The sequence below is a fragment of the Clostridium sp. SGI.024 genome, from assembly GCF_050315195.1.
Classification (GTDB): domain Bacteria; phylum Bacillota; class Clostridia; order Clostridiales; family Clostridiaceae; genus Clostridium.
This window is the reverse complement of sequence record NZ_JBNPON010000020.1, coordinates 33,507-49,528: the sequence shown is the minus strand read 5'-3', so window position 1 is coordinate 49,528 and position 16,022 is coordinate 33,507. Positions and strand designations below refer to the sequence as shown.

Sequence of the window (16,022 nt, the reverse complement as noted above, 5' to 3'; positions counted from 1 at the left end):
ATGGATATAATTATAAAAACTAATCTTAATATCTTAAGAAAACTTAAAACTCTTAATAATCTTGCAATATATATTAAGGAATGATATGAGTAAAATAAATACATTTTTTATTATGTATTGTAGATACTAAAAAGAAAAGAGGAATTAGTATGAATAATAAAGCATATGAAGAAATGCTAGTTGAAGATAAATATAAAGAAGAATATACAGAAAAGAAATTAGTGGACAAGATAAAAAAGAATTTTTCTAAGGCAGGAGCATCAGTTGTATATGCAGTATTACTATTGTTTTATTCTTTAAAGGATCCCAATGTTCCAGCTAAAGCTAAGGTAACTATAGTAGGAGCCTTAGGATATTTTATAACACCATTAGATTTAATTTTAGATGCAGTACCAGTAGCAGGTTATAGTGATGATTTAGCTACAATAATGCTTGCATTAGGAGTTGTTGCAATATATCTAACAGATGAAACTAAAGAAAAGGCTAAAAAGAAGACAAAACAATTATTTGGTAATATAGGAAATGATGAATTTGAAAAAGTTGATAATAAGATAAATTATAATAAAAATTAAATTATAATAATATTAAATGTAATATAAAAAAAATCTACTGTTAATATTTAAATTAGCAGTAGATTTTTTTGACTAAGTAATTTTAATATACTTTATCACCATTAAAAATTGAATTTTTAACAACTACATAATCAACAGTTCTTATTGCCTCTAACTTTTTACCACCTGCATAAGAAATAGATGATTGAAGGTCTTGTTGCATTTCAATTAAGGTATCTTTTAAAGAACCTTTATAGTCTACAAACATTTTCTTACCTTCAACATTTCTTCTTTCACCCTTTTGGAATTCAGAAGCAGAACCAAAGTATTCCTTATAAATCTTTCCGTCTTTTTCAATAGTTTCCCCAGGGGATTCTTCATGTCCAGCAAATAGTGAACCTATCATAACCATAGAAGCACCAAATCTAATTGATTTAGCTATATCTCCATGAGTACGAATACCTCCATCTGCAATAATTGGTTTAGTTGCAGCTCTTGCACACCAACGAAGAGCAGCTAATTGCCAACCACCTGTACCAAAGCCTGTCTTAATTTTAGTGATACATACTTTTCCAGGACCAATTCCTACCTTTGTAGCATCTGCACCAGCAGTTTCAAGCTCCTTTACTGCTTCAGGTGTTCCAACATTTCCTGCAATAACAAAACTTTCTGGTAAATGCTTTTTAATGTGCTTAATCATATTAATAACTGCATTAGAATGTCCATGTGCAATATCAATTGTTATATATTCAGGAGAAAGATTTTCTGCTTTTAATTCTTCAATAAAGGCATATTCTTCCTCTTTAACTCCAACACTTATAGAAGAATATAAGTTTCTCTCTTTCATATCTTTAATAAAAGCTATTCTTTGCTCTGGCTTGAAACGGTGCATTATATAAAAGTATCCATTTTCAGCTAGATAAGTTGCAATTTTTTCATCTATAATAGTTTGCATATTTGCAGGAACTACAGGTAACTTGAAGGTTCTCCCTCCAAAAGTTATAGATGTATCACATTCAGAACGACTGTTTACTATACATTTTCCTGGTATTAATTGTATATCTTCATAATCAAATACTTTATCCATTTTTACCTCTTTTATACGAATTATTTTTATAAATATAAATTTATAGTTCGTAAACAAGCTATATTATACATATATTTAATGGATATGTCAAAAGATATGAAGTGTTTTTTCTTGATTATCCGAAAGAAAAGAATAATATGTATTACCTTTTATATATAACTTAATTGCAAATTTATATATTTCATTTAAAATTAAAATTATAGTAAATAGATAAAGGGAGAGGCAAAATGAGAATTTATTATTTTACATCCACAGGGAATTCATTATATGTAGCTAAAAAAATCAAAGAATCAGTAGAAAATTGTGAGTTAATCTCTATACCAAAGGCTTTAAAAGAAGAGGATTTTAATGTAGAAGATAATCTAATAGGCTTTGTATATCCAATACATTGTGGCTCATTACCTATAGTAGTAGAAGATTTTATATCTAAATTACATATAAAGGAAAAATCATATATTTTTGCAGTAGGAGTTACTGGAGGGGGAAAAGCTAAAATAAGTTTTCCTCACATTAATGAAGTCTTAGGGGATAAGGGTAGTCTTAGTAATTACTTATGTGTAAAATATATTTCAAATTATACAAGGGCAGGGAAAAATCCAACAAAGGAAAGAGCGCTTAAAGCTATAAAGTTAAATGAAGGTATAATAGATAATTTTATTAACAGTATTAAAAATCAAGAAATAAAGACTGTGGATTATAAGGCTAGTAAGAAATTAATATATAATGGATGGAAAAACTTATTCAAGAATAAAGATAAAGGATTTAATGTTAATGATAAATGTATAGTCTGTGAAATGTGTAAAATAATTTGCCCGGTAGATAATATTAAAATGATAAATAATAAGCCAACATGGTTAGGAAATTGTACAGACTGTATGGCATGTATAAATATATGTCCTAAGGAAGCTATAAATATTGGTAATTCAACTTTAAAGAAAAATAGATATAGAAATCCATTTATTGAAGTTAAAGAGCTAGTATCTAATGACTAAAGCTAAAGGAACTATACTAAAACTAAAGAGAAAGTTGGAGTTATTATATGAAGAAAATAGATAATATTTTAAAGATAAAAGAATATGATAAATTTAAGTGTATAGCAGATAAATGCAAATTCACCTGTTGTAAGGGCTGGGATATAAATGTAGATACTAACACCTACAACAAGTGGAAAGAAAAGAGTGAACTGAATTATCTTTTAGATAATGTAAGATTTATAAAAAGTAATGGAGAAAATAGTTACTTAATAAAAAAAGAAACAAAGGGAGTATGTCCTTTATTAAGTGAAGAAGGCTTATGCAATATAGTTATAAATCATGGTGAAGAATATTTATCTTCAACTTGTAAAAGCTTTCCTAGAATAGAAAATAATTTTGAAGATGTAAAAGAGATGACTTTATCATGCTCATGTCCTGAAGTGGTTAATATAATTAGCAAAATGAAGGAAAAGATTTATATAGAGTCTAATGAAGCTTTATCTTATATTGAAGATTTAGGTTCATTACAAATAAGAGAAGCTTTAGTTAATATACTTCAAAAGGAAGATATAACTTTAGAAAATAAGCTTATTCTTTCTTACAATATACTTTTTAATATTCTTAATAGTGATGATTTAGATTATGAAGACTTAATAGAGCTTTTAGAGAATTATAAATCTAAAAAATATATAAAAGAAAAATTAAATGAATTTAGAGAATATAATAATAAAGATAAGGTAAAATCTTTAAAAGAAATAAATTCATTATTTATAGATATAATAGAAAATTACAGAAGTGTTGCTCTTTTTAAGGAGGCTTTAACAGATATTTATAAATTTGCAGAAGAAAACAATATAGAAAGTATTTTTAAGTCTTGGAGAGAAGTTAAGGATTTATTTAAAGAATATGATCCTTTAATGGAAAACTGCATTGTATCAAAGGTTTTAAGTAGCTGTGTTAGTGATGATTTAGAAGAGATGATTATTTCCTTGGAAATAATTATACTGGAGTATTTATTTATAAGACATGCTGTATTATTAAATTACTGTATTAATGAAAATAAAGAAATTAGCATTGAAGATCTAAAAGACTATATTGTAATTTTTTCAAGAATTATAGGTAATAATTCTGAAGCAGTACTAGAATTCTTATTAGATATCTTTGAAGATGAGATATTAGATTTTCATTATATTTCTTCTTTATTTTTAATCTAATAGAAATAATTTTAATATACTATATAAGGATAAGAGGGATGGAATGAGAAGTTATAAAGAATATATAAATAATTTAGATGATTATAAGAATATAGATTTACTTAATTCAAGTGGAATAATTAAAATTAATCTAGGAAATGATTCATTTATAACATATGGTAATTCAATAGTAGGTGCTTTTACAACAATATTAATTCAACTTGAAAATAGAAAAGGTGCTAATAAAAAGTTACAAAATGCATATGATGCCATAGGAGATGCGGGTATAAATATAGATATATTAGAAGTTGGAGAAAAAATGAATTTAAGAGAAAAATCAAAGGAATATATAGAAAAACTCAAACCAACTTTAAATTATCAAAGAAATGTAATGGGCTTTAGTGAAGAACATAAAAAGCATCTATCTGAATGTAAAAAAGGTGAGAAGCATAATAGGGTAAAACTAACTGAAGAAGAAGCTAAAGAAATAAAATATTTAGCTATACATACTGGAATGACATCCGTAGAAATAGGAGAAATTTTCAATATAAGCGATTCGCAAGTAAGAAAAATAAAAGCAGGAATAGCATGGAGCCATATTATAGTATAAAAAATATATATAAATATTCGAAAAATCTAGTAATGGTTACATAATGAGTTGAGGTTACAAAGAAATACAAGGGCATAAGGGAGAACATATAATGGAAGCATTAAAAAGTAGGATAAGAAAATTTAGAGAAGATAGAGAATGGGACCAATTTCATACACCAGCTAATTTAGCTAAGGCAATAAGCATTGAGTCAGGGGAATTGTTAGAGCATTTCCTTTGGGATGATAATTATGATAAAGAAGAGGTATGTGATGAACTGGCAGATGTTATGGTTTACTGCTTACATATGGTGGATTCTCTAGGTGTTAATATAGAAGATATAATTAATAATAAAATGGATAAGAATGAAAAGAAATACCCAGTGGAAAAAGCTAAGGGAACAAGTAAAAAGTACACAGAACTTTAAAAGATGATATGAGATTATAATAAAAGATAAGCTAGCAACTAGTTTAAAATAGTTGCTAGTTTGTTTTTTAAGTAAATTTAAAATGAGTTATTCAAATAGTTTATGGATTAATTAAAAATTACAATAGTATATATAGAAAGTAAGTATGTAAAAGGGGAATTTATTTTGAAAGTTATTTCTATTGTAAATTACAAAGGAGGAGTGGGTAAGAGTACGGTTGTATCTAATTTAGGTGCTTTATTAGCTTTAGAAGGATATAAAGTGCTATTAGTAGATTTAGATCCACAAGCTAGTTTAACATTTTCTTATATAGATGTTGAGGTTTGGAAAAAAGCTTATAAAAAAGATAAAACCATAAAAACTTTCTTTAATACATTAATTAATAATAATAATAAAGATACCATAAAGAATTATATTACTAAAGATTTAAAGGCTAATAATATTATTGTAAAAAATGGAGGACAAGCTATAGGATTACTTCCATCTAGTACTGATTTATATGAGATACAGATAGATTTAGCTCGTACTATAAAAGGTCCTTGGAGAAGAAATCTTACGAGGAATCGATTAAATTGCATATCAAGATTAAAGAATGAAATAATGACTATTGATGGGGAGTATGATTTTGTATTATTAGATTGTCAACCAAGTTTTGATCTAATAACACAAAATGCAATTTATGCTTCAGATTATTATTTGATACCAACAAAGTTAGATTATCTATCTACAGTAGGTGCACCTACACTATATGAGCATATTGAAAAGTTAAGAGATGAAGTTTCAAAAGGAATAGATGAGTTTGATCTTAGAGATTTTAATAAAATGGATGTTAAAAATTTAGGATTGCTACCAACTATGGTTAAGATAATAAATGGTAAACCTAAGAGTTTGCATTATCAGTATCTACAAGAGGTTAAGAAAATTAAAGGAGTTAAAGCCTTCAATAGTAGTATTAGAAGCAACGATAATGAAATAGATAATAGCATTTCAATTCCTTTTGTTTTAAATAGCATTAATAAAAAGAAATCTTGTATAGATATTGATTTTGAAGAGTTTAAAAATGAGTTTTTAAGAGAGGTAAAATGATATGAATAAGAAGGAGATACTTTTAGTAAATAAGTTAGCTTTTGATTTTATATTAAGACTTAAAGACGAAGATATAAATTCATTAATTAAAGGAGAAAAGAAAATAACTTTAATAGATAAAGAAAAAAAGCTAAAAGGAAAGAAGATAAATAACACAGAAGAAAAGGTAGAAGAAGTAATAAATAAGATATATTCATATTCAAATAAAGATGAGGCATTAGAATATTTAAATAAATTTAACGTAATAGATTTAAAGAAAATAGCTAAGCAAGGGAATGTATACATTAAGAGTAGAAATAAGAAAAGTGAAATTATAGATAGAATTGTAGAAGGAACAATTGGAACTAAGATGAAAATAGATATATTACAATATTAAATTATAAGATATTATGCCCGGGGGTATTAGTGGGATACTAAGTATCCTACTTGCAAATACAATGTATATGGAATTAGTAGATGATGTTATAAAGGTTTCAGATAAAGGAGCATACGATATGGTAAAGCTAATAGCACTAAAGGAAGGACTTCTAGTAGGAAGCTCATCTGGAGCAGCTTTAGCAGCAATAAAATTAGCAGAGAAAATAGACAGAGGTAATATAATCACTATTTTACTTGATAGAGGGGATAGGTATTTTAGTAAAAATATATACTAACTAAGTTGGAATTAAGAAAAAAAAGAATGTTTAAAATGAATATTAGAATAAAGGTATATTTTTAATATGCCTTTTATTTGATTTTAGTAAAAAAATAAATTTGTATATATTAGTATAAATAAAAATTTTTGTTAAAGATATTTAATTTTGATGATATAATAAATTAGAATAATATTACAAATTTTGAAATATTATAAAGTGGGTTTAGGAGAATATATTATTGAGAAATACGAGGGAGAAAAATGGAGAGATTTATAATTAAAAAAAATTATTTTTTAACAAAAAAAGATACACTAGGATACTTTCATCAAGTATATACTGGGTACAAACAAAAAGATAATCCTAATTTTATAAACGTTTTAAAAAACACTTTTAATAGCGAAAATATAACTAATTTAATAAACGCAAGGGATATGGTTATAAGAATTTTAATGCAAGATATACCCTGCATAATTCAAGAAAATAATTTATATAAATGTGTATGTATTTGTGTTCCTAGAGCAAAAGTATTAAATTCATATTATGATAAACAACTGTATTTTAAGAATGCTGTCAGTATTGCAGCTAACAAAATAAATGGAGTAATTGATGGTACAAATTACATTATCAGAATAAAAAATACTTATACAACTCATTTATCTAAGGCTTCGAGAGACGGAATAATTGAAAATGATGGCAAGGAACCTTATAAGGGAATAACTATTGATACTTGTAGCATTGAAAAAAGTAGAATAGAAGCAATGGATATTATACTTATTGATGATATATATACAAAAAATGTTAATATAGATGAGGATTGTATACAAGCATTATTTGATAATGGAGCAAGAAATGTTATTTATTATTCAATTGGATATACAAGGAGGATTTAATGAAATATACAGATATAGCAATAAAAGTACTTGCAGCAAAAGAGTATGGAATTATAAAGAGCAATGCACAATTCTGGAAGGAATTTGATACTGTAGATAAGTTTGAAAAAGAAATATCAAAAAGAAGCGATTTCTTAGAGATTTTAGAAAAAATAAAACTTAAATTAACAGATTCAGATGATACTGAAGAAGGTATAATTTCAGTATATGATAAACAATTTCCAGTAATTAATAAAAAAGTTAAAAATAATGGAGATAAGCCATATCTATTGTTTTATAAGGGAAATATAAAATTACTAAATGATCTGAATAAAAATGTTGCAGTAATAGGTTTAACCGATCCTGATGAAAAAATAGCAAAAAGAGAATTAGATGTAGTTAATAAACTTACAGAAAATGATTTGATTATAGTAAGTGGATTAGCAGCTGGATGTGATTCAATTGCACATAAATCTTGCTTAGAAATGAACGGGAAAACAATAGCAATTTTACCATCACCAATAAGTAAAATATATCCTGCAGAAAATAAAAAACTTGCAGAAGATATAGTAAAAAAGGGTGGATTATTAATTTCTGAATACTACAAAGAACCGAAAAGTAGATTTGAAGCAGTTAATAGATTTATCGAAAGAGATAGATTGCAAGCTATGTTTTCTAAAGCAATTATATTAATAGCTAGTTATAGAAAAGGGGAAGGAGATAGTGGGTCACGACATGCAATGGAGGCTGCTAAAAAATATGAAATAGACAGATATGTTATTTATAATAGTAAAACAGATGAGAACAATAAAAAGTTTTCTTTAAATAAGGATTTACTTTTGAATAAGGGAACATGTGATGTGAAAATTTTACAGGCTAGTTCGATAATTAATATTAAGTCTTTAAAGAATAATAATTTGATTTTAGATAATTTCTGTAAAAATCAACAGTTAAAACTTTTATGATGATGAATAAAAAATATGTATTTGATTTAGATAACACTCTTATATATACAGATTTATTAAATAATGAGTCATATAATTATGCATTAAAATATATGGGTTTACCTCCTATAGATAATTATAAAAGAGTTACAAGGGAGATTGTGTTTGAAAAATACCCTAATATTAGTAATGTTCAAAAAAATAGAATAGCAGATCTAAAAAAAGAGTATTTTATTAATAATATACAAATGACAAAGTTAAATGATTTATTAATAGGAATACTTAAATCTCTAAATAAAAATGATTGTATATTATGGACGAGTGCAGATGAGACTAGAGTAAGATCAATTTTGAAATATTATAATATTACCAGGTTATTTAAGTATATAGTTTTTAGTAGTAAAATAAATTTGAAGAATGATATTGAGAAAATTTGTGAATTGCATGATTGTAAGCTAGAGCAATTAATTATTTATGAAGATAATTTAAGATTAATTAGAGAATTAAAGCAATTACAATTAAATGTTATTAAAGTATAATATTATTAAATGCAGTAAATAAAAAATATAATAAGTTTAAGTGAAATAAGATATCTAGTTACAATATTTGTTATAGTGTTACTTCTATTATAAAAAAATTATGGTAGTTAATTTTATTAGATAATAGGAAATTCTATATATAGATAATATAAATTATTTTAAAATATTTATAGGATAGGCTTTAAAAGCCTATCCTATTTTGGTAAAAAATTAATATAAAATATTTTGGGAATTTAAGCATATTTATATATCTTCGTTCAATTGTATAGAAATATTAACTAATATGTTTAAATTAAACTGTAAAAGGTTCAAGAAATTCAGGTAAATGTTCTTTGCATATAGACGATTCAATTATTGCATGACCACCTATAATACTAAAAGCAATAGCTTCTTCTTTTGTATTTATTACCATAGGTCTACCATAAACTGAAGAACATAGTTTAATAGACTTATCAGGAATAACTTCGCGAAGTTTTCTTATTTCCTTTCCATCAGCAGTAAAGCCTGCCCAAGAAGTTTGTCCACCTATGGTATCTGAATCTTTAGATATCCAATAGTAAGATTTATCTACAAGAGGTGAGTTGCATTTTGAACCTAATATTATATTGTACAAATAAGATTTATTATCTTCAGAATCAACAGTATTTTTACTGTTACTTAGACCTAGCAAATAATCGGTAGTTACATTAAAATATAATGCTAAATCTATTAGAGTTGTAGTATTGATTAGACTACGATTATTCTCATACCTATATATTGCTTGGCTAGAGCATCCAATATTTGTTGCTAATTCATCTTGTGATAAGTTTTTTTCATTTCTAAGTTTTTTCAATCTATTACCTATTTCTTTCATATCTTTGAGCACTCTCCTTCAAAAATATTATACAGATATATAATAAAGATATTCTATAGACAAATTTGTCTATAGAAATTTAGATTATTAACAAACATAATTAATAATATAAAAATATATAGTTATCTATAAGTGTATAATTATTATTAAGAGACTTGTTTTTAAAAGATAAGAATATATAGAAGTTAATTAAAAATATTATATATTAATAATGAGAAAATATATAAGGGTGAAGTATATTATAAAGTTATACTACTAAGATAATATCTAAGAGTAAACATGAGATATTTAGAGAATAAAAATTAATAAATCAAAAGAAAATTAAAGTGAATATAATGTGTAATCAGAATATATATAAGGATTTCTATTAAATTAGAAGTCCTTTTTATACCAATAGACATATATTATTTATAATCTAGTACAAAAAAATATTGACAAGGGAAATTTAAAATGGTAATATATACCTATAAGTTATTTGTTTATTAGTACAAAATAAATGGGGGGGATATGAATTTAGAAGGACAATTTTATAAGAAAAGATTAGATGCGGGTGAATATACTGAGGAACAAAAAAGATGTATTGAGGAAAGTATAGAAGTACTTGAAGGGTTAAAAAAAGAACCTTTAATGATGTTAGGAAAAATTCAAAGTGGTAAGACAAAAACATTTATAGGAACAATTGCCTTAGGTTTTGATAATGGATATGATTTAGCAATTGTCCTAACTAAAGGAACTAATGCATTATCACAACAAACATTAGCAAGAATGAAATATGAGTTTAAAGGAGAAAGAGTAAGAATATATGATATTATGTCTTTACCTACAAATCTTCAGCCATTTGAATTAAAGCAAAAAATGATTATTATAGTGAAAAAAGAGAAGAATAATCTTATAAGATTTAAAAATTTTATTGAAGATTATCCTTTAAAAAGTAATAAAAAATGCATGATAATTGATGATGAGGCTGATTTTGCAAGTGTTGGTTTTGAAAAGAAAAATGAAGTTTTTGATATTAGAAGAATAGCAGCTGATATTAATGAAATAAGAGGAACATTAGATGAATGTAGATTTATTCAAGTAACAGCAACACCATATTCTTTATATTTACAACCTGAAACTTTTCAGTTAGGGGAAGATATTTGCCCTATAAAGCCTGCTCATACTGTTTTAGTGCCATCAGGGGATGGATATATAGGTGGAGATTATTATTTTAATCATGATGAAAATCCTTTAGCGAAATATTTATATTATGAAATAGCAGAAAAAGAATTTGAAATATTGAAAAAGAGTGATGGAAGAGTATTTAAGGATGAAAATATATTAACTGATAAAAAAGTTAGTGGAATTAGAAAGGCTATTATTAATTTTATTGTAGGTGGAACGATAAGATTAATTCAAAATGGGGGAGATGAATTTGATGAAGGAAATAGGTATAGCTTAATTATTCATACAGAGATAGCAACAAGCTCTCATACAAGACAAGCTGATATTATTTTTAGGCTTGTTGAAAAGCTTCAAGAATTAATAGAGAACGATAAAGAAACATTAGATAAGCTAATAATAGAATCTTATGAAGAGTTAAATGAAAGTATTAAGGCATATAAGTTCAATACTGTTGACATAGATACTTTAATTAGAGAAGTACACATTGCAATAACTGAAAGAATAAATATTTCAGTGGTAAATTCAGAGAATGAAGTGAAAGATATGCTTGATGAAAGAGGTCAATTGGAGTTAAGAACTCCACTTAATATTTTTGTGGGCGGGCAGATACTTGATAGAGGTATAACTATAGCAAATCTTATAGGATTTGTTTATGGTAGGAGACCACAAAAAATGCAACAAGATACAGTACTTCAGCATGCAAGAATGTTCGGATATAGGAAGCCAAAAGATTTAGCTGTAACGAGATTATATACTACTGAAAAGTTATATAATCAAATGGCCAAGATAAATGAATTCGATTCAGCGTTAAGAAAAGATTTTGAAGAAAGAAGAAATAGTGATGGAGTTATATTTATTAGACGTGATGAAATGGGTAAGATTATACCATGTTCACCGAATAAAATAATGGTAAGTAAAACTCAAATATTGAAAGAACATAAAAGAATGTTACCAATAGGATTTACTCCGAAGAGCAAAAGTAAAATTTCATCAATAGTTAATAAAATAGATAAGATTATTTTAAGAGAAAATCCTCAACATAAAAAGCAATCTGAATTTACTGTAAGTAAGGGAGTAGCATGTGAAATAGTAAATTTAATATATGATACAATTGATTTAGATAATAATTATACTGTTAATAGAGAAGCTATGGTATCTCTAATTAATTATCTATCTCATGGAGATGTGCATTTAGTTGTAAGAGAAGGAAAAGAAGCTAAGAAGGAAACACCTATTGCAGGAAGAATAATGAATGCTCCGGATAATGGTATTACAGATGGTAGACCAGCAAAAAAATTAGCTATAAAAGATCCAGCTATAATATTAGTAAAAAATACAGGTAAGAAAGAAAATGGATGGAGTGGAACTCCATTTTGGTGGCCAATTTTAGTAACACCTAAAGAAATAAATCCTACAGTATATGCAGCTGAATATATGAAGTAGAGAGGTGATAATTTGAGGTTAGATAAAATTGCAGATGTTAGTACAGGATTAGTATTAGCAAGAAAAAAAGCTTCAGGTAATGAGGGGTTCGGATATGAACTCCTTACGTTAAAAAGCTTTAATGAAAATGGATATATAGAGGACGATTATTTAGATGATTTTATAAGTGAAGATAGAATTAACGAGCAATATTTAACTAAAGAAGGGGATGTTATTATAAGATTAAGTTCTCCTAATACAGCAGTATATATTACAAAGGAATTAGAGAATATGGTCATTCCATCATTGTTTGCCATTATTAGAAATAAGAGTGATAACATATTAACTGAATTTATAGCTATATTTTTAAATAGTGAAAAATGTAAAAGGCAACTTGCGGCAGATACCATAGGAAGTGCAATTCCTATGGTGAAAACTAGTACCTTTAAAGATATAAATATACCTAAATTTACAATAGAAAAACAAAAAAATATTATTAAGATGAATTCATTGGTTATAAAAGAAAAGAAATTATTAATGGAATTAATGAAAGAAAAGGAAAAATTCCATAAAGCAATTATGAAAAAAATGTTTGAATAAATTTGGAGGAATATCATGATATCAAAAACTACACAAGAACAAATTAATGCAACTCTATGGAGGGCGGCTGATACATTTAGAGGGAAAATAGACTCATCTTTATATAAAGATTATATATTAGTTATGTTATTCATTAAGTATTTAAGTGATGTATATAAAGAACATTATGAAGAATACTCAGAAAAATATAATGGCAATGAAGAAAGAATTAAAAGAGCTTTAAGCAGAGAAAGATTTATATTAGATGAAAAATCAACTTTTGATTATTTATATGAAGAAAGAAATTTAAATAATATAGGAGAAATAATTAATAAAGCTCTAGAACATATTGAAGAAACTAACAAATCAAAGCTAAGAGGAGTTTTTAGAAACATAGATTTTAATTCAGAAGTTATTTTAGGAAGAGAAGCTGATAGAAATGCAATATTAAAAACACTTTTAAATGATTTTAAAAATTTAGACTTAAGACCAAGTATGTTAGATGGAAATGATGTTATTGGTGATGCTTATGAATATATGATAGCTCAATTTGCATCTGATGCTGGTAAGAAGGGGGGAGAGTTCTTTACTCCTTCAATGGTTTCAGAATTACTTTCAAGATTAGTTAAACCACAAGAAAATGATAGAATTTACGATCCAACATGTGGATCTGGTTCTCTTTTAATTAGAGCTTCTAAGAAAGTTACAAGTGGAAAAGTACAAATTTATGGTCAAGAGAGAAATGGTCAAACACAAGCTCTTTGTAAGATGAATATGTTCTTACATGGTATAGATGATGCGAAGATTGAAAATGGTGATACATTAGCTAATCCACTTCATTTAGAAGACGGAAAGTTAATGAAGTTTCAAGTTGTTGTAGCTAATCCTCCATTCTCCTTAGATAAATGGGCTATGGGATTTGCAGGAGCAGAAGCAGATGACAAAAAATTTAAAATGGAAAGTGCTTTAGATCCATATAGAAGATTTGAATGGGGAGTACCACCATCAAGTAAAGGTGATTTTGCATTTATTCAACATATGTTATATTCCTTAGCTGAAGAAGGCAGAATGGGTGTTGTTCTACCACATGGAGTATTATTTAGAGGTGCTAGTGAAGGTAAAATAAGAAAACAAATAATAGATTTAAATTTACTTGATGCAGTAATAGGACTACCAGAAAACTTATTCTATGGAACAGGAATACCAGCTGTAATATTAATATTTAAAAAGAATAGAACTAGAAATGATATATTATTTATTGATGCTTCAGGAGAAGGGCATTATGAAAAAGGTAAGAATCAAAATAAATTAAGAGAAGAAGATTTAAAAGAAATTGAAAGCGTTTATGATAATTATGAAACTGTAGATAAGTATAGTTATGTAGCCTCTATTGAAGAGGTTAAAGATAATGATTACAATTTAAACATTCCAAGATATGTTGATACATTTGAAGAAGAAGAAATGGTTGATATGGATGCTGTATCAAAAAATATATTAAATATTAAAGCAGAACTTGAGGAAGTTGAAAAGCAAATGGCAAGATACTTAGAAGAGTTAGGATTAAATTAATATTTGGAGGTGTGTATGTCAGAGATACAGCAATGCAACAAGGAAATTAGTTAATACAGTAATTTTAAGAAAACAATAGAAGAACTAAGGTGAACAATGATAAAGGATTTATTAACGTGAGAAAAGAGTGCTAAAGTAACATAGATAAAAAGAGAAGAATAAAGAAAGATGGTGATGATGATGAATATTGAGATTATAGAGAAGATAAAACTTATAAAAACAGGGAGTAAACCTAAAGGATATAATAAATACAAGAAAGATATTTTTCCAAGTGATTGGAGTTATGTAAAATTAGGTGAAGTAGTAAATAAAATTGTTGGTGGAGGAACTCCATCAAGAGAATTTGCTGATTATTATACAGGTAATATACCATGGGCAACTGTTAAAGATTTAAAAGATTTAAACTATAAAAGTGATACTATAGAGTATATTACTGAGGAGGCTATAAGTAATAGTAGTGCGAAGTTAATTGATAGAGATAAATTCATTATATCTACGAGAATGGGGTTGGGAAGGGGATTTATCAATACAGTTCCTATGGCTATAAATCAAGATTTAAAAGCTATCTATCCAAATGAAAATATGTTGGATGTAAAGTACTTGATGTACTGGTATAAGTCAAAAGCGGAGCAAATAGAGTATGCAGGGGGTGGATCAACAGTTAAAGGAATTGACTTAGAAAGTTTAAAAAAGTTGCAATTAAGTTTACCTCCGATAAATGAGCAAAAAGAAATTTTATTGGTAATAGAGTGTTGGGATAAAGCTATAGAATTAAAAGAAAAACTTCTACAAGAAAAGAAAAAGCAAAAAAAAGGTATGCTAGAAAGATTATTAACAGGGAAAGTTAGATTAAAGGGATTTAATGAAGAATGGAATAAGGTTAGACTAGATAAATTAATTGAGGAATCCAAAGAACGAAGTACTATAAATAATCAGTATGATATATTATCAGTAACTAAAGATGGTGTTTTTCTTCAAAGTGAATACTTTAATAGACAAATTGCAAGTGAGGATAATATTGGATATAAGGTAGTAAGAAAAAATAATTTAGTATTTAGTACTATGAATTTATGGATGGGAAGCATTGATATTCTTGATAATTATGAAGTTGGAATAGTGTCTCCAGCATGTAAGGTGTTTTATTTAAATGAAGAATTTATTGATGTAAGTTTTATGAAATATTTTGTTAAAAGTACTTATATGATGAATTTATATAGCTTAAATTCTGAGCAAGGGGCGAGTGTTGTAAGAAGAAATCTAGATTTGAAGGGATTATTATCAACTAAAGTAAAATTGCCAACTATTGAAGAGCAGAAAGAAATAGGAAAAATATTAGATGTAAGTTCTAGAGAAATAAATTTATTAAAAAAAGAAATTAAACTATTAAAAGAACAGAAGAAGGGTCTTATGCAGTTACTATTAACAGGAATAGTTAGAGTTAAATGTGACTAACTAAGTTAAAACAATTAATAATATCAATATTATCTGTTTTAACTTTTATAGATAGATTTTAAATTTAATATATAGGAAATAATTTAAAG

16 protein-coding genes and 1 pseudogene are annotated in these 16,022 nt (G+C 26.4%); 15 read left to right on the top strand and 2 right to left on the bottom strand.

Annotation, left to right across the window (positions count from 1 at the left end; all coding sequences use genetic code 11):
- The first annotated feature begins 149 nt into the window (after positions 1 to 149).
- Entirely contained in the window at positions 150 to 572 is a 423-nt protein-coding gene (locus tag ACQRD5_RS07875) for a YkvA family protein (protein ID WP_291631429.1), read from the top strand.
- An 82-nt stretch (positions 573 to 654) separates the two neighbouring features.
- Here ACQRD5_RS07875 and guaC read toward each other — a convergent pair whose 3' ends face one another.
- Positions 655 to 1,638 (bottom strand): GMP reductase, encoded by a 984-nt coding sequence (guaC, locus tag ACQRD5_RS07870; protein ID WP_291631430.1) that lies wholly within the window; start codon positions 1,636 to 1,638, stop codon positions 655 to 657.
- A 227-nt stretch (positions 1,639 to 1,865) separates the two neighbouring features.
- On the opposite strand from guaC, the gene ACQRD5_RS07865 reads away from it, so the two are divergent.
- The 10 genes and pseudogenes from ACQRD5_RS07865 (at position 1,866) to ACQRD5_RS07820 (ending at position 8,894) form a co-directional block, all read left to right on the top strand.
- On the top strand, positions 1,866 to 2,630 hold the full coding sequence (locus ACQRD5_RS07865; protein WP_320902026.1) for an EFR1 family ferrodoxin: 765 nt from the start codon (positions 1,866 to 1,868) through the stop codon (positions 2,628 to 2,630).
- Between the two features lie 47 nt (positions 2,631 to 2,677).
- The gene (fliB, locus tag ACQRD5_RS07860) at positions 2,678 to 3,826 is read left to right on the top strand and encodes a flagellin lysine-N-methylase (protein ID WP_427746670.1); all 1,149 of its coding nucleotides are present in this window, start codon (positions 2,678 to 2,680) and stop codon (positions 3,824 to 3,826) included.
- Positions 3,827 to 3,869: 43 nt separating this feature from the next.
- Complete coding sequence (locus ACQRD5_RS07855; protein ID WP_320899794.1) at positions 3,870 to 4,415, top strand: hypothetical protein; 546 nt, start codon at positions 3,870 to 3,872, stop codon at positions 4,413 to 4,415.
- A gap of 91 nt (positions 4,416 to 4,506) precedes the next feature.
- Positions 4,507 to 4,821 carry a nucleotide pyrophosphohydrolase gene (locus ACQRD5_RS07850; RefSeq protein ID WP_320899796.1) on the top strand — a complete coding sequence of 105 codons (315 nt, stop codon included), beginning with the start codon at positions 4,507 to 4,509 and terminating at the stop codon, positions 4,819 to 4,821.
- A gap of 165 nt (positions 4,822 to 4,986) precedes the next feature.
- Positions 4,987 to 5,907 carry a ParA family protein gene (locus ACQRD5_RS07845; RefSeq protein WP_320899798.1) on the top strand — a complete coding sequence of 307 codons (921 nt, stop codon included), beginning with the start codon at positions 4,987 to 4,989 and terminating at the stop codon, positions 5,905 to 5,907.
- Position 5,908: 1 nt separating this feature from the next.
- On the top strand, positions 5,909 to 6,283 hold the full coding sequence (locus ACQRD5_RS07840) for a hypothetical protein (protein ID WP_320899800.1): 375 nt from the start codon (positions 5,909 to 5,911) through the stop codon (positions 6,281 to 6,283).
- 58 nt (positions 6,284 to 6,341) lie between these two features.
- Positions 6,342 to 6,560: pseudogene (locus tag ACQRD5_RS07835) on the top strand (pyridoxal-phosphate dependent enzyme); the annotation flags it as partial.
- 242 nt (positions 6,561 to 6,802) lie between these two features.
- Positions 6,803 to 7,432, top strand: a complete 630-nt coding sequence (locus ACQRD5_RS07830; RefSeq protein ID WP_320901920.1) for a hypothetical protein — start codon at positions 6,803 to 6,805, stop codon at positions 7,430 to 7,432.
- Entirely contained in the window at positions 7,432 to 8,376 is a 945-nt protein-coding gene (locus ACQRD5_RS07825) for a DNA-processing protein DprA (RefSeq protein ID WP_320901922.1), read from the top strand. The genes ACQRD5_RS07830 and ACQRD5_RS07825 overlap by 1 nt, the downstream gene beginning before the upstream one ends.
- Positions 8,373 to 8,894: an HAD family hydrolase gene (locus tag ACQRD5_RS07820; protein ID WP_320901924.1), complete on the top strand. Its 522-nt coding sequence runs from the start codon at positions 8,373 to 8,375 to the stop codon at positions 8,892 to 8,894. The genes ACQRD5_RS07825 and ACQRD5_RS07820 overlap by 4 nt, the downstream gene beginning before the upstream one ends.
- A gap of 292 nt (positions 8,895 to 9,186) precedes the next feature.
- On the opposite strand, the gene ACQRD5_RS07815 is transcribed toward ACQRD5_RS07820, so the two are convergent.
- Complete coding sequence (locus ACQRD5_RS07815) at positions 9,187 to 9,747, bottom strand: helix-turn-helix transcriptional regulator (RefSeq protein WP_320901926.1); 561 nt, start codon at positions 9,745 to 9,747, stop codon at positions 9,187 to 9,189.
- Between the two features lie 507 nt (positions 9,748 to 10,254).
- Here ACQRD5_RS07815 and ACQRD5_RS07810 point away from each other — a divergent pair.
- The 4 genes from ACQRD5_RS07810 (at position 10,255) to ACQRD5_RS07795 (ending at position 15,933) form a co-directional block, all read left to right on the top strand.
- Positions 10,255 to 12,354, top strand: coding sequence for a Z1 domain-containing protein (locus ACQRD5_RS07810; protein WP_320901928.1), 2,100 nt, complete (start codon positions 10,255 to 10,257; stop codon positions 12,352 to 12,354).
- Between the two features lie 12 nt (positions 12,355 to 12,366).
- Complete coding sequence (locus ACQRD5_RS07805; protein ID WP_320901930.1) at positions 12,367 to 12,933, top strand: restriction endonuclease subunit S; 567 nt, start codon at positions 12,367 to 12,369, stop codon at positions 12,931 to 12,933.
- 15 nt (positions 12,934 to 12,948) lie between these two features.
- Positions 12,949 to 14,481, top strand: a complete 1,533-nt coding sequence (locus ACQRD5_RS07800; protein WP_320901932.1) for a type I restriction-modification system subunit M — start codon at positions 12,949 to 12,951, stop codon at positions 14,479 to 14,481.
- 168 nt (positions 14,482 to 14,649) lie between these two features.
- Positions 14,650 to 15,933: a restriction endonuclease subunit S gene (locus ACQRD5_RS07795; RefSeq protein WP_320901934.1), complete on the top strand. Its 1,284-nt coding sequence runs from the start codon at positions 14,650 to 14,652 to the stop codon at positions 15,931 to 15,933.
- Positions 15,934 to 16,022: the final 89 nt, after the last annotated feature.

Excerpts from the sequence above, each read along its gene's own strand:
- ACQRD5_RS07830 (WP_320901920.1), top strand. The coding sequence starts at position 6,803 with ATGGAGAGATTTATAATTAAAAAAAATTATTTTTTAACAAAAAAAGAT.
- ACQRD5_RS07815 (WP_320901926.1), bottom strand. The coding sequence starts at position 9,747 with ATGAAAGAAATAGGTAATAGATTGAAAAAACTTAGAAATGAAAAAAAC.
- ACQRD5_RS07875 (WP_291631429.1), top strand. The coding sequence starts at position 150 with ATGAATAATAAAGCATATGAAGAAATGCTAGTTGAAGATAAATATAAA.
- ACQRD5_RS07850 (WP_320899796.1), top strand. The coding sequence starts at position 4,507 with ATGGAAGCATTAAAAAGTAGGATAAGAAAATTTAGAGAAGATAGAGAA.
- ACQRD5_RS07865 (WP_320902026.1), top strand. The coding sequence starts at position 1,866 with ATGAGAATTTATTATTTTACATCCACAGGGAATTCATTATATGTAGCT.
- ACQRD5_RS07795 (WP_320901934.1), top strand. The coding sequence starts at position 14,650 with ATGGTGATGATGATGAATATTGAGATTATAGAGAAGATAAAACTTATA.
- ACQRD5_RS07820 (WP_320901924.1), top strand. The coding sequence starts at position 8,373 with ATGATGATGAATAAAAAATATGTATTTGATTTAGATAACACTCTTATA.
- ACQRD5_RS07855 (WP_320899794.1), top strand. The coding sequence starts at position 3,870 with ATGAGAAGTTATAAAGAATATATAAATAATTTAGATGATTATAAGAAT.
- ACQRD5_RS07810 (WP_320901928.1), top strand. The coding sequence starts at position 10,255 with ATGAATTTAGAAGGACAATTTTATAAGAAAAGATTAGATGCGGGTGAA.
- fliB (WP_427746670.1), top strand. The coding sequence starts at position 2,678 with ATGAAGAAAATAGATAATATTTTAAAGATAAAAGAATATGATAAATTT.
- ACQRD5_RS07840 (WP_320899800.1), top strand. The coding sequence starts at position 5,909 with ATGAATAAGAAGGAGATACTTTTAGTAAATAAGTTAGCTTTTGATTTT.
- ACQRD5_RS07825 (WP_320901922.1), top strand. The coding sequence starts at position 7,432 with ATGAAATATACAGATATAGCAATAAAAGTACTTGCAGCAAAAGAGTAT.
- guaC (WP_291631430.1), bottom strand. The coding sequence starts at position 1,638 with ATGGATAAAGTATTTGATTATGAAGATATACAATTAATACCAGGAAAA.
- ACQRD5_RS07800 (WP_320901932.1), top strand. The coding sequence starts at position 12,949 with ATGATATCAAAAACTACACAAGAACAAATTAATGCAACTCTATGGAGG.